This is a genomic window from Paenibacillus naphthalenovorans, from assembly GCF_001465255.1.
GTDB classification, from domain to species: Bacteria; Bacillota; Bacilli; order Paenibacillales; family NBRC-103111; genus Paenibacillus_G; species Paenibacillus_G naphthalenovorans.
Window position 1 is genome coordinate 4,307,331 of sequence record NZ_CP013652.1, and the last position, 13,379, is coordinate 4,320,709.

Annotated in this window: 13 protein-coding genes; 11 read left to right on the forward strand and 2 right to left on the reverse strand. The window is 48.9% G+C overall.

Annotated features, from left to right (window positions below; translation table 11 throughout):
- Positions 1 to 12: 12 nt before the first annotated feature.
- From walK to IJ22_RS21150, 4 genes are read left to right on the forward strand one after another with little or no spacing between them, the layout of a single operon-like run.
- Positions 13 to 1,863, forward strand: coding sequence for a cell wall metabolism sensor histidine kinase WalK (gene walK / locus IJ22_RS21135; RefSeq protein WP_054816958.1), 1,851 nt, complete (start codon positions 13 to 15; stop codon positions 1,861 to 1,863).
- Positions 1,860 to 3,146 carry a YycH family regulatory protein gene (locus IJ22_RS21140; protein WP_054816959.1) on the forward strand — a complete coding sequence of 429 codons (1,287 nt, stop codon included), beginning with the start codon at positions 1,860 to 1,862 and terminating at the stop codon, positions 3,144 to 3,146. Before walK ends, IJ22_RS21140 begins: the two co-directional genes overlap by 4 nt.
- 12 nt (positions 3,147 to 3,158) lie before the next feature.
- The gene (gene yycI / locus IJ22_RS21145) at positions 3,159 to 3,899 is read left to right on the forward strand and encodes a two-component system regulatory protein YycI (protein WP_054816960.1); all 741 of its coding nucleotides are present in this window, start codon (positions 3,159 to 3,161) and stop codon (positions 3,897 to 3,899) included.
- A 19-nt stretch (positions 3,900 to 3,918) separates the two neighbouring features.
- A complete protein-coding gene (locus tag IJ22_RS21150; RefSeq protein WP_054817051.1) occupies positions 3,919 to 4,722 on the forward strand; it encodes an MBL fold metallo-hydrolase in 804 nt (267 codons plus the stop codon).
- Positions 4,723 to 4,728: 6 nt separating this feature from the next.
- On the opposite strand, the gene IJ22_RS21155 is transcribed toward IJ22_RS21150, so the two are convergent.
- Positions 4,729 to 4,953: a hypothetical protein gene (locus tag IJ22_RS21155; RefSeq protein ID WP_062410216.1), complete on the reverse strand. Its 225-nt coding sequence runs from the start codon at positions 4,951 to 4,953 to the stop codon at positions 4,729 to 4,731.
- A 211-nt stretch (positions 4,954 to 5,164) separates the two neighbouring features.
- Here IJ22_RS21155 and IJ22_RS21160 point away from each other — a divergent pair, with 211 nt between their 5' ends.
- The 6 genes from IJ22_RS21160 (at position 5,165) to IJ22_RS21185 (ending at position 10,769) form a co-directional block, all read left to right on the forward strand.
- The gene (locus IJ22_RS21160; RefSeq protein ID WP_235594188.1) at positions 5,165 to 6,382 is read left to right on the forward strand and encodes a S1C family serine protease; all 1,218 of its coding nucleotides are present in this window, start codon (positions 5,165 to 5,167) and stop codon (positions 6,380 to 6,382) included.
- Between the two features lie 130 nt (positions 6,383 to 6,512).
- Complete coding sequence (locus tag IJ22_RS21165; protein WP_074729547.1) at positions 6,513 to 6,680, forward strand: CxxH/CxxC protein; 168 nt, start codon at positions 6,513 to 6,515, stop codon at positions 6,678 to 6,680.
- A 97-nt stretch (positions 6,681 to 6,777) separates the two neighbouring features.
- Positions 6,778 to 7,257: a 23S rRNA (pseudouridine(1915)-N(3))-methyltransferase RlmH gene (gene rlmH, locus IJ22_RS21170; protein WP_054816963.1), complete on the forward strand. Its 480-nt coding sequence runs from the start codon at positions 6,778 to 6,780 to the stop codon at positions 7,255 to 7,257.
- 472 nt (positions 7,258 to 7,729) lie between these two features.
- Complete coding sequence (locus IJ22_RS21175) at positions 7,730 to 8,680, forward strand: polysaccharide deacetylase family protein (protein ID WP_145862555.1); 951 nt, start codon at positions 7,730 to 7,732, stop codon at positions 8,678 to 8,680.
- A gap of 23 nt (positions 8,681 to 8,703) precedes the next feature.
- Positions 8,704 to 9,270 (forward strand): RNA polymerase sigma factor, encoded by a 567-nt coding sequence (locus IJ22_RS21180; protein ID WP_062410218.1) that lies wholly within the window; start codon positions 8,704 to 8,706, stop codon positions 9,268 to 9,270.
- Positions 9,267 to 10,769 carry a DUF4179 domain-containing protein gene (locus tag IJ22_RS21185; RefSeq protein WP_062410219.1) on the forward strand — a complete coding sequence of 501 codons (1,503 nt, stop codon included), beginning with the start codon at positions 9,267 to 9,269 and terminating at the stop codon, positions 10,767 to 10,769. The genes IJ22_RS21180 and IJ22_RS21185 overlap by 4 nt, the downstream gene beginning before the upstream one ends.
- A 320-nt stretch (positions 10,770 to 11,089) precedes the next feature.
- On the opposite strand, the gene IJ22_RS25850 is transcribed toward IJ22_RS21185, so the two are convergent.
- Positions 11,090 to 11,401 carry a helix-turn-helix domain-containing protein gene (locus tag IJ22_RS25850; RefSeq protein WP_082660902.1) on the reverse strand — a complete coding sequence of 104 codons (312 nt, stop codon included), beginning with the start codon at positions 11,399 to 11,401 and terminating at the stop codon, positions 11,090 to 11,092.
- A 234-nt stretch (positions 11,402 to 11,635) separates the two neighbouring features.
- On the opposite strand from IJ22_RS25850, the gene IJ22_RS21195 reads away from it, so the two are divergent.
- A complete protein-coding gene (locus IJ22_RS21195; RefSeq protein WP_062410220.1) occupies positions 11,636 to 13,378 on the forward strand; it encodes an S-layer homology domain-containing protein in 1,743 nt (580 codons plus the stop codon).
- Position 13,379 lies beyond the last annotated feature (1 nt).

Here is a 13,379-nt window from a genome sequence, read left to right on the forward strand (position 1 = left end):
GGGGCGGTCCTGATGCAGAAAAATCGCATCCGCTTTTTTCAATCGATTCAAGCCAAGCTGATTATTATTTACGTTTTGCTGATTTTGATCGCGATGCAGCTCATCGGCGTGTATTTTATCCGTACGCTGGAAAGCTCGCTCAAAAACGAATTTATGGATAACCGCAATAAGCAGGCGCAGCTGCTTGCGCAATATGCGGAGACGTATTTGAGCGAAAGCCAAGATAACAAAAACACGGAAGCCTTGAAGAGGTCGTACGCGGATTTAAACGAGTTCGTCAACCGGTTGTTTGTGATCAGCAATGCGGAAATCCAGGTGATTGATGCGGGCGGTGTAGTCCTTACTACCTCGTTAGCCAGCAATCAATCGGTGATAGGCAATAAAAATACGCAAACCGAGGTCACCCGGGCGCTGCAGGGCATTAAGGACAACCAGCGCATGTTTACGGATTTTGACGGGGTCCGCAAGGTGGTCATCGCCAAACCGATCGGCTCGGGGGTAAGGGTGCTCGGAGCGGTGTATATCATTGCTTCGATGGAAGAGGTATACGATACGATGAACCGGATTAACCGTTTCTTCATATCGGGTACGCTCATCGCGCTTGCGCTGACGGCGCTGCTTGGAGTCATCCTGTCGGCGACGATTACCAATCCGATTAAGGCGATTACGAGACAGGCTACGGCGGTGGCGGAAGGCCGGTTTGACTTTGACGAGCAGATTCGGGTCATGGGTCAAGACGAGATCGGCCAGCTCGGAACGACGTTTAATATTATGGTGAAACGGCTTCGGGAGGCCTTGCTGCTGAACGAAGAGGAAAAAGAGAAGCTGGCCTCGATTTTGTCCAATATGAATGATGGACTGATTGCAACCGATGACCATGGGCGCGTGATTGTGATCAACCGCAGGGCCAAACAAATATTGAAGGTGAACGAGGATACGACGTTGGGGATGCATTTGGGAGAGCTGCTGAATCTAACCCCGGAGACGGCCCAGATGAAGGAAGAAAACGGAAACCGGTTGATGATGCTGCAATTGGTTCACGAACCGGAGGAAGAGCCGGTGTTTGTGCGCGTGACGTTCACCACCATTTACAGTAAAGGAAAAGGCGCGGCCGGAACGATAGCCGTCCTGCAGGATGTCACCGAACAGGAGAAGCTGGAGCAGTCGCGCAGGGAGTTTGTGGCCAATGTGTCTCATGAGCTAAGAACGCCGCTGACGACGATCAAAAGCTATCTGGAGGCCTTGGAGGACGGCGCCATCGAGGAGCCGCAGCTGGCGGCCAAATTCGTAGGCGTGGCGCGTAATGAGACCGAGCGGATGATTCGGCTCGTAACGGACCTGCTGCAGCTGTCCCGGCTCGATTCGAAACAGGCGATCATCAGTAAGGAAACGACGGATGTGGCTGAGATGCTGGAGGAAATGACGGATCGGTTTTCTTTTCAGCTGGAGCAGCGGTCGATTTCTGTTGATTTGGAAGTGGAGCAGGGTGTGGGTGAGATTATGCTCGATCGGGACCGTATAGACCAGGTGCTGGATAACCTCGTATCGAATGCGATTAAATATACACCGGACGGCGGGCATATCCGGATTCAAGCTACAAGACCGGTACAGTCGGTGCTGGAAATCTCTATACAGGATAACGGCATCGGGATTCCCCGGAAAGATTTGAGCCGGATTTTTGAGCGGTTTTACCGGGTAGATAAGGCACGATCGCGCAGTATGGGGGGGACGGGTCTCGGCTTGTCGATTGCCCGAGAAATAGTGAAAGCCCACGGCGGAACGATTCATTTGGACTCTGAACTCGGCCAGGGGACGCGGATTACGTTCACACTTCCGTATCAACAGGAGGAGGCGACCGGATGATAGAGCAGTTGAAGACGGCGGTACTGACCCTATTGGTTCTGGCAAGTCTGGTGCAAAGCTACTTCCTTGCTTACAGTTATCCGAAGTTTGATCCGCTGATGCCTCCGGATGAATACGTGAAGACCGACATGCTGGGAACGCAGGCCTCGATTGAGGAGATGCTGTTTTCGGATCAATTGGTGCTGCACCTGGGCAATGGGCAGCATACGGTGCTCTATCCCAATACGCAGCAGTATAACGATGTATGGGAGAATGTAAAGCAGCGTTTCATGGAGGATTTCCGTAAGACGAATGCGCTGCAATTAGGCTTGGATTTGGAGGAAGTGGGCAGCAAACAGCAGGGAGTGGAAATCCGCTTCCGTGACGGGCTGCCTATGAATGTGCTTCAACGGGTGATGCAGCTTAAAGGGGACTTGATTAATGAGAGTGACCTGATTACGCGGATATGGATTTTTGCCAAGGATGCCAACGAGGTTCGTACCATTCTTTTTACCGATACGCCGAACACCTTGTACGAGGTCACGAGGGCGGATTTTACGGTGAAGGATATCGAGCGTTTTGTCACCGTCGACCCTGATTTCATTCCGTATCGCAAGGCAGCCGCTGGCGATTTTTATTTACCGACAAAGCCGCTGCCGATGACAGGGTATCAAATGGGCTTTACGCAATTCACAGCAGATCAGCTGAAGCGAACCTTTTTCGTTGATCCGAGCGTAACACGGAATTTGACGGAGCGGGACGGATCGGAGATCCACACCGATGGCAAGAGAGGATTGCAGCTCAAAAATGAACAGCACTGGATGACCTATTCCGATCCTGTGGCGCCGGCGGACAGTAAATTGAATATTCTCGATAATCTGCTTTCGGCGGTGCAGTTTATTAACCAGCATGGAGGATGGAACGGAACGTATGCGGTGCAAAAGGTGCCTCAGCAGATGCTTTCAAACCATCAGGCCTTTGTTTTTCGCCAATATTATGGATCGTATCCGATCATAAATACGGGCAACGAAAATATGGGGTTTATGAAAATATCGCTGCAAAAAGGGATTGTCGCGAGCTATGAACGTTCGATTATAACCCCCGATACGAAGGAGGTTATCCGCAAAGAAGTTCAGCTTGCCGGCGGTGAACCCCTTGAGCAAAAGCTTGCGCAGTTTACCGGTACAAAGCAGGTGTACTCGGTATTTCCCGGTTACCGGCCCGTTATAAGGGAGCAAACGATGGAGCTGGTGCCTGCATGGGCGGTCGAGCTTCGCGATGGGACGTATGAGTTTCTAGAATAGGGGGAACAACGGATGGATTGGAGCCGGGCCAAAACGATATTGATTATGTCCTTTCTGCTGCTCAATATAGTGTTGGGCATCCAGCTCTGGTCCAGCCGTGCCGACATTCTTGAACTGGAGGCGAACCAGAGCGCGACGGCGGAGGAGCTTCAGCGGCTGGTGAAAAGCAAAAATATTCAAGTGCCCGCGGACATCCCGAAAGAACTGCCGAGGCTAAAGGAAATTGTGGTCAAATTCGACGAGAACCTGACGCCGGAGGAGCCGATTCCGCTTAAAACGCACTTCAAATTCGACCCTCTGATCAACAAGGGGTCCTTCAAGGATGTGCTCGGCCGGACCGGGATTGCGCATGCCGGAGAGTACCAGTTCGATCCAATGACAAGCCTTGGGGGAACCTATGTATTCCATCAGATGTACCGTTCACTTCCGATGTTCGAGGTGCAGCTGGAGCTGATCGAGGAAAACGGGCAGGTGACTGCCTATCGGCAGGGCTATGTGGAGGTGCAGTCCGAAGATGACCAGAAGGAACAAAAGGTCATTTCACCCTATATTGCACTTCGCAGCATGATAGAGAATTATTTGCCGTCGGGTTCTGTCATTACCGGCGTGAGGCTGGGGTATCACGGACAGGTTTACAATTCGCAAACGATGTATATGGTGCCGTCCTGGCGGGTATCGCTCGCCAACGGGGATGTTTATTTTGTTCATGCATTTAACGGTGCGGTGGAAGAACCGCAGCAAAACAATAAGTAAGCGATTGGGAGTTATGGGGATGGGAATGCGTTTTTGTATGCTGGGCAGCGGTTCTACGGGGAACGCCATGGTGGTGGCTGCCGACGAAGGCAAGGTGTTGATCGATGCGGGGCTAAGTGCAAAGAAGGTGGAGCAGCTTATGCAGGAGCGGGGAATGTCGCCGCAGGAGCTGGATGCCATTCTGGTGACGCACGAGCACGCAGATCATATTAAGGGGCTCGGGGCGATCGCGCGCAAGTATGATTTGCCGATTTATGCCAACGAGAAAACGTGGGAAGCTCTCGACAAACAGATCGGCGAGATTGCCGAAGCGAACAAATGCGTTATGCAGACAGGAGAAATTCGCGAATTCGGCTCTCTGCAGATTGAGTCTTACGCCATTTCGCACGATGCCGCAGAGCCTGTGGGCTACTGCTTTTATCATGGGGAAGAAAAGTTAAGTCTGGCAACCGACCTCGGCTATATGAGTTCAAAGGTGAAAGAGAAGATTGAAGATAGCGATGTGCTGATCCTGGAAGCGAATCACGATATCGAGATGCTGCGAATGGGCCGTTATCCCTGGAACATTAAACGTCGTATTCTAAGCGATGTAGGGCATTTATCCAATGAAGCGGCAGGCAGCGGACTGGTGGATGTGGTGACGGCGAAGACGAAGCGGGTATACCTTGCTCATCTGAGCCGGGACCACAATATGATGGATTTGGCCAGGCTGACCGTGAATAATATGGTAGAAGAGCGTCTGGAGCCGGATGATCACCGGGCTAAGCTGATGGATACATATCACGACCGTCCCACGGCCTGGGACCGGCTCAGCGAGGAGTAACCCTCTTCATCCTTCAAAACATTGGATCTGGCGGATCGCTGCGGCATCTTGAATTTCCAAAGCCTGTGCTTTGGCGGAAATCTCCTCCGCAGAGAGTATCCTTTTCTCCATGAGCAGTTCAATGACGGCGCTGAGCAGAAGGGAGTTGCGGTAATGTTCTTCCTTCAGGTCGGCTAATTGACCGATCCATGCGATTTCTTCGAGATGGGAATACATACGGCTGCTGGTCATAGGGCTTAACCTCTCTTATTTTCGGGGATGAAAGACTCATGTTCTTATTCTAGTCCAGTGTGAAGGAAAACATTCCTATTTTTTTAGATTCTCAGAATTCGAGATTTTAAGGTACAATAGTTGAAGCAAAAGATGCGGCTGGGATGATGGCTGAAAAGGTCTGGGATTCGCTGCATCACATCTATGTATGGGAATTGAGGGGGCGGCTGCGGTGAGTTTATTTGACGACGATTTCTATTCAACTAAGGTGTCATACAAGGAATCCTTGCGTTATTCCGCGGGCCGTCTGCCCAAAGGGTGGCTTGGCTGGCTGCTCCCGGCTATCGTCGGAGCGGCAGTTACGGCCGTGCTGTTTGTGCTTTTCGGCGGCGGCTCGTCGAACGATCCGGTGCAGCCGCAAGCGTTGGCTGCCTTTGCTCCCGTCCCGGGGAATGTCGCAGTCGGAGAAGAGAATGACCGGGAAATCAGCGATACGGTTGTAAGCGCCGCGGAGAGAGTATCTCCTACCGTAGTGAGCATCCTGGGTACCCGCCGGGAAGGGGAGAAGGAGCGGGGGAGTTCCATGGGGCTCGGCTCCGGCGTGATGTTCGAACGGGCTGGGGATAAAGTACGCATCGTAACAAACAACCATGTGGTTGACGGCTTTACGAAACTGGATGTCGTGACCATTACCGGTGAGAAAAGGGAGGCAGTCTTGGTCGGCAGCGATCAGATCACGGACTTGGCGGTACTGGAGATCGATGGGAGCGGGATTAAGCAGGTGGCGGAGTTTGGCGATTCCGACGCGCTGCGGGCAGGGGAGACCGCTATCGCGGTAGGCAATCCGCTAGGTCTTGGCTATGCTCCAACCGTTACGAAGGGCATTATCAGCTGGCCGAAGCGGACGATCCCGGTAGCTCTTGGCCGTGAAGGCGAGTTCGATTGGGAGATGGAGGTCATCCAGACCGACGCGGCGATCAATCAAGGCAACAGCGGCGGCGCGCTGGTCAATCTGTCCGGCAAGGTCGTTGGCATTAATACGCTGAAGGTTGCCGATATGGGCGTAGAGGGTCTCGGGTTCGCAATCCCGATTAATCAGGCGAAGACAGTGATTCAGGCGCTGATTACAGATCAAAAGATTAAACGCCCTTATATGGGGGTCGTCACCCAGGATCTCCATTTGTTCGCCGGGACCGAGGACTTGAAGATTCCATCGGATGTCAAGCGCGGCGTCATCGTACTGGAGGTCACTGGACCGGCCAAGGTTGCGGGACTCAAAAGCGGAGACGTGATCGTAGAGCTTGACGGTAAGCCGGTGGACGGAACATTGGCTCTGCGCAAATACATATACGGTTATAAGCAGGTGGGTGATAAGCTCGATGTTACCTTTTACCGCGGAGCCAAGAAGAACACCTTGAAGCTGAAGCTGGAGGAGCTGCAGAATCGGTAAGCCATGAGCAGAGTTATCCGCTTGTTAGACCGGTATACATTGAGGTAAACTAGAAAAACATAAGATGATCAATTGTCTGAAGCATTCACGGCTGTTCGGGTTTGTGGGCAAAAGAAAAAGGGGTTTGACGATGTACGTGGTTTGTAAAGATCATTTGGAGCTGGCGATCGATATGTTCGTTGATGAATTCGAGGACGCGCCGGATATTGTCGATTTGGAGGAAGTCCATTTTACGGACTGGACACCCCCGGCGCATTGCGAGCGCTGTTCCGCGCCGGGGCGGTTTTTGGTGGTATAGATGAAAAGAGGCTTATGCCGGAGATGTCGGAAGGCTCGCTTAGGTTAAGCGGTCTTCTTTTTTTGTTTTGTTGGATCGTGAGGAGGATGGATTGGAGTTGAACATTCAAATGATTGCGGTGGGCAAGCTCAAGGAATCGTACCTGAAGCAGGGTATAGCGGAGTATGTAAAGCGGCTTGGCCCCTATGCCAAGCTGCAGATCGTCGAGGTGCCCGACGAGAAGGCGCCGGAGTCCATGAGCGCCGCAGAGGAGGCGCAGGTCAAACAGCGTGAAGGCGAGCGGATCCTTGCGCAGCTGCGGAGCGACGCCTATGTTGTGGCGCTCGCTATCGAGGGCCGTCTGCTTTCGAGCGAGGAGTTCGCGCGGCACGTGCAGGACCTGGCTACATACGGGCGCAGCAGCGTCGCTTTCGTGATCGGCGGTTCGCTTGGCCTCGCTCCCGATGTGCTTGCCCGAGCCGACCTGAAGCTTTCGTTCGGGCGCATGACGCTGCCCCACCAGCTGATGCGTCTTGTGCTGGTGGAGCAGATTTACAGGGCTTTTAAAGTGATGCGGAGAGAACCTTACCATAAATGACGGCTAAATTTTTCGTATGGAAGAGCGTAGAGGCGCGGAAAGAGGCTGGAGCGGGTAAGGTGGAATATGAGATAGATGAGGCCCGATTAGCTTGTTTAGAGGCTAATACGGGCCTTTTAAATAACACGAACAGGGATTCCAGATGACGAACCTTGGCGTGGCAAATCAACAATTCCGCCGCGTGATGATTCGGATGTTCGGAGGGGTGGCGTAGGGCCTAAGCGAAGTAGGCGGTTCCCTTATGAAACATCACCATCTCTAGCGTCGCGTACAACAATCGCTTTCACTATTTACACCACTATATACGCAGTAGGATATTGACCGGAGTGGGATGACCAAACGAAGACAAAATTGTACCTGGAGGGGAGACTTTGCTTGTAGAAAGCATAAGTCCCTTCGCCGTTTTAAAAAAATGCCTTTATCGTATCCGTAGGTCTCCTGTAACCTTTTTGTTTTGTGATACGCCTATAGAATGAACGCGCGTATCAAACAAAAAGAGGGAGAATCGGTGAACAGGTTCGTTTTCGCCTTATTGGGGCTTTTTCTCTTGGCTCAAACGGTGGCTGGGGTAGTTCAAGAATCCATCCATCCTGTCTATTACCGTGATAAAGCCATCGTGTTGTTGTACCATGATGTCGTGGAAAGTTTTGAACCCGGAAAGCAGAATCATTCTACCGTGACCATCGACCAATTTAGAGAGCACTTGCGTATGTTGAAAGAGAAAGGATTCCGGATCATTACAATGGATGCGTTTGTCCGATTCATGCTAGACGGAAAGCCAGTGCCGGCCAACGCGGTTGTGCTCACCTTTGATGACGGGTATGAATCATTTTACAACGTAGCCTTTCCCGTTTTGCAGGAGTTTGGCGTTACCGCAAGCAATTTTGTGGTAGGCGTTTCATCGGATTTGTTCAATCCGGATGCGGAGCCCCACTTAACTTGGGATCAAATGCGTGAACTCAAAGAGAAAGGCATGGGAATTTACAGCCACACTTATAATCTGGACCGTTATGTTCAGACCGACCTTCAGGGTCAAGTTGGACCGGCTCTAACCTCTCAGTTATATTTGGAGCAGAAAAAGAGACAAGAGGATGAAAGTGAGTATCGTAATAGGATATCCACAGATATGAAGTTCATGGAAAAAAGGCTGCAGCAAGAACTGGGTTTCCAGCCGAAGCTTTTGGCTTTTCCATTCGGTGCTTATAATACGGCAGTCGTAGAGGAGGGAGGAAGGGTGGGAATCGAGTTGTTTTTTACAATTGAGGAAGGTATGAACGTGCCCGACAGTCGGTTCGTACGAAGAATCAACGCAGGTGAGCCCTATATGACTGCAGAAGCGTTATGGCATTATATAAAAAATATTTTTGAAAAGCACCAAAATGAAGAACCAAAAACCGATTATAGACGCCTATATAATAGTTGAACAGAAATGAAAGGCGGTACTTTATGGAATCCCAAAGTGAACATCGATTACTTGAAGAAATTCGAAGCGGTAAAAAGGAAGCTTTCGCTAAACTGGTGGAACCATTAATTCCAAAAGCTTATCATACCGCTTTGGCCATTTTGCGCTCACCGCATTTGGCGGAGGAAGCCGTACAAAATGCGATGATCGAAGCGTACCAATCGATCAAGGCAGGCAAGGAAATCCGACATTTTAATGGCTGGTTCAGCCGCGTTATAGCAAACAGGGCATTGGATCTTGTAAGAAAGGAAAACCGATTTGATGGTTTGGATATTGAATCGGTTATCGTAAACGACACTTCCTCATCACCTGTAGAAAAAATACTTCGAAAAGAGCAATCAAGTGAGATTTTGGAAGCGGTCATGTCCTTGGATATACAGCAGCGAACGGTCATTGTCCTTTATTATTTTCAAGAAATGAAAATCGATGAGATTGCGAATGTGTTGCATGTTAATGAGGGAACTGTCAAAACCCGGCTTCATCGTGCGAGAATCCGACTTAGCAAATTAGTATCGTTTCCGGACTTAAATACAAAGGTGGCTCAACTATGAAAAATGAATTGCAGTTCAAATCAGAGTTGCAACAGTCCTTATCCAAAGTTGCCGTTCCGAATTCCCTATATCGTTTCGCAAAAGAAGTCTCCGATATTTATGAGAGGGAGCGGGAAACTTCTGTGATCAAAAGTAGACCCAACGGGCGGCACAAGCTCAATCTTTTTTCGATTTTGTCGAAGTCTGCGGCGGCTATTGCCATCTTAACCGGTACATTTTCTGTGGGTGTATCCATGTCCCCCGCATTTGCCGCTTATATGAAAGAAGTCCCCGGATTTGATATTGCTGTTGATTGGCTCAATCACTTAAGAGGTCAAGATGGAGTTCAAGTAGCTATTGAAAACGGGTACACGCCTATTGAGGCGAAAACCGCGCAATTTGGCGGGACCACCGTAACGATAAGTGATATCTATTTAACCGACGAGGAACTATTGTTTAAGGCATTCATTCGCACAAACGAATATGACGTAAGGGATGGCAGAAGCAACGTTCATATTGAAGTCGCTCCGATCAATTTACGAGGTGGTGGTTCAACTACGGGCACCACGATTGCCGAAACAACGGATGAAAGCAAAGGACCGGTCCTTCAAGTTTCTTATAAATTTCAGCTACCGGAAAATGCGGCGCGAGAGTTTCTGGCAAAGGAAAAAGAGCTTCAATTTGAAGTGAGGAAGCTTATTTTAAACCGAGAGATTAAACGTGCGGATATCGAGCAAATGGGAATGATTGCTGTTCCAGTCGATCAAAATAAACTGCTTCATAATAAAGTGTACGAACCCAATCAATCGCTTCCAATTGCGGTCTTCGACCCCGATCTGAAGGAATTCATTTTGGAAAAGTTGACCATTCAACCGACAACGATGAATGCGATTCTTTACGATAAAAATGGCTTGACTTTGGATTTCCCGAGAGAAGAGGGGATGGCTCCGTATCTGAAAGATGAGAAGGGAAATGTATACAAGTACGATCCGTCCGGTCCCGCCCTGATGCTGGAGGATGGCAAACAACAGTTGCCGTTTTCGTCGTCAATATTTTTCGAAAAAGATACGGCGGCATTGCAATTGCATATCGGTACGGTTTCGGTAACCGAAAAAGATCCGAGCGGCACCTTCGAACTCTCAAAGAATGATACTTTTCCCAAAACCGTGCAATTTAAAAAAAGACTTATCGTTATTGAGGGAGCGGAGTTCAAAAACGGATACATCCATCTAAAAATTAAAAAGGAATACCCTGATCAAAAGATTTTAGATGGCGTAAGGTTCTATATTCCGGATTATTACGCCAAAATGGAAAAAAATAAGGAAATTGGTATAAACTTGGATGCCTTGAGTGAGGAGTTCAAGATAGAAGGATGGGAGAGGGCTGAAAGCAGCGATATAGGTTTGCCATACCTTGACCTTTATATCCCCGCACCTATGCTGGATAGCTATACGATCTCATTGCAGCGTGTGAACGCCAAAGTTGCTGTCAATCAAGATTACTTGATAAAATTAAAATAATAATATTCGGGAGTACTGAATATTTTAAAAGCGACCCCCAGTTCCATATTAAATGGTCTGGGGGTTTTATTGTTTTAGATCGCAAAACTGTGAAGATTTAGCCGTTATAGCGTGTAAGGTGAACCGTATCATCGCTAAGGGTAAAATATTAAGGGACTTCATCAAGTCCCTGAGGCTGTCAGTATGTGTTTGATTCAGGCTGTCCAATACGAAGGATTCCAGAGGGGCAATATAATCTAATTGTTGGGCGACCGCTAGACGGCTAAGCAATGTTGCGGAGTCCTTTTGTAATGCATCGATAGTAAAGTCGAAAAAGAAGATTAATCTTGGTGATCTGCCGCCCGACTCTTCTTGGTGCCTGCGAACAATGACGACCTCATTTTCATTGTGACTAGTTCCTTATCCATGTTGTCGTACCCCAGCACTCTTCCTCCATTGAACTTGCCTTCCATTGCCCGCTTTTCCATTCCCAGCCTCAATCGGAATTCCAGAGATATATTACGAATGCCTCTTTCCACGTCATTTATATAGCTGAAGATAAGGCCTGATTGTTCAGCCAACTGTTCTCGCGTCATTCCTCTGAGTTTACGTACCCTACGAATTTGTTCACCTACCGTTTGCTTGAAATCCATTAAGTATCACCTCAACTTCATCTTAGCAGAGTGTGATTGGGACGATTATCCTATGACAGTGACAATTGAACTACACATAGATGGGCAGCTTGTTGTATAATGTCCTCGTATAGCGACTTCCAAGATTCTACATTTTTTGATAGGGGGTATCACAAAACAGAAAGACACTGAACAAATTGCTCCATGTTACCTATAACGGTCAGGACACTCCAAAGAAAAGGGGAAACAAAAGCAATGAAGAAAATGACAACTCTGCTTATCACCTTTGTATTACTGTTTGGTACAGTCGGCGCGGCGTCAGCGGCACTGCCTGAATACGGAGAGGAGTGGCAAAATGCACCTGCCAATTCGCCGACCGTGTCATTTACTGACCTTCCACCGACGCATTGGGCGTACAAGTACATAGCTGAAATGGTCAACAGAAAAGTGATCGATGGCTATCCTGACAAAAAGTTCCGTCCAGACAACACCATCATACGTGCTGAATTCGCCAAGATCATGCTGACCGCTTCAGGAATTCAAGCGAAAAAGGTGAATTATTCATCGTTTTCTGATATTCCGGTTACAAATTGGGCATCTCCTTTTGTGGAAGCCGTCAAGGACTACATGAGCGGATACCGTACTGCGAGCGGGGAGTATATCTTCAATCCTGCGTCACCTGCATTACGGGAGGATATCACGGTTGCCCTTGTGAAGCTCAAAGGATACGATATGAGCCGCTTGCCCGACCATAGCACGATCCAAGCTATGTTTAAGGACTATGATGGTATCTCCGAGTCTGCTAAGGATTACGTAGCCATCGCAGTTGAAAATGGGCTGGTTTCCGGGTTCCCGGATGAAACGTTCCGTCCGCAAGCAACAGTTACCCGGGCTGAAGCTACGGTAATGCTTTGGCGGGCCTTCCAGTTTGGAAATGACAACAAAACCATAGGCGGCGAACAAACGACCACACCGTCTGTACCGCCGGTAACTCAACCGGGTCAAACACCGAACCCAACATCGCCAACAACAAATCCGTCAACACCAAGCAACCCGCAACAACCATCACAGGCGGTGAAATTCAGTGTAGATACTTTAGTTGGCGGTAACGGTCAAGGGGATGTGGACGGGCCTGTACGCATGGCGAAAATCAACGTTGTCGACAGTATGGTTGTCGATAAGAATAACAACGTCTTTTTCTTGGACAGTCAAAAGAAGAAGATTCGCAAATTCAACAGTTCCAATGGAACGGTCGAAACGTACAAGACGATTAACCATGAGTTCAACTGGGATCTCAAGAATGGAAGTCAGGTGACTCACTTCGATTACACAAATTTGACGCCAATGAAACTGGCTTATAACTATGCAAACGATAAGCTGTATTTGGCATCAAATGTTTACCTGCCATCCAAATATGGAACCGATGCTGTTATCTATGATATTTCAACCGGCATCAACATGGCCGCTTATGGGCAAAAGTCCGGACGCTATTATGACTTCATTGCATTCCCAGATAACAACTCTGTTATTTATGGTATAACCGGGGCTCATGAATCGAGCATCTTTCAGGGGCAACTTTCCGCTCAGGCAGACCTTCTCGCCAGCAGTTCAACATACAACGACATTGATGTGTCTGACTATTATGGCTATGCTCCGGTTGCCACGGCATTTGCGACAGACAACAAAGTATTTGTTTTCGGTCGAAGCAAGCTCTATAGTGTTCAGTTATTTCCCCTCAAGGTGGATAAAGTCGTTGATTATGATAATACCCAATATGACAGCGTCACGGCTCACGAGGGCAAATTTTATTTGACCAGCGGAGCTACCATCTACGAATTGAGTACAGATGGAAATATGTCTACCTTTGTAGATGGAAATGACCTTATCTACAATGATGGCCTGCCCATTAAAAGGATCGATCTGATAAGCTTCGATAATAACGGCGATGTCATCCTCTATGATAAAGAAAGCAATGCGATCCGGCGTATCAACCTGTAAA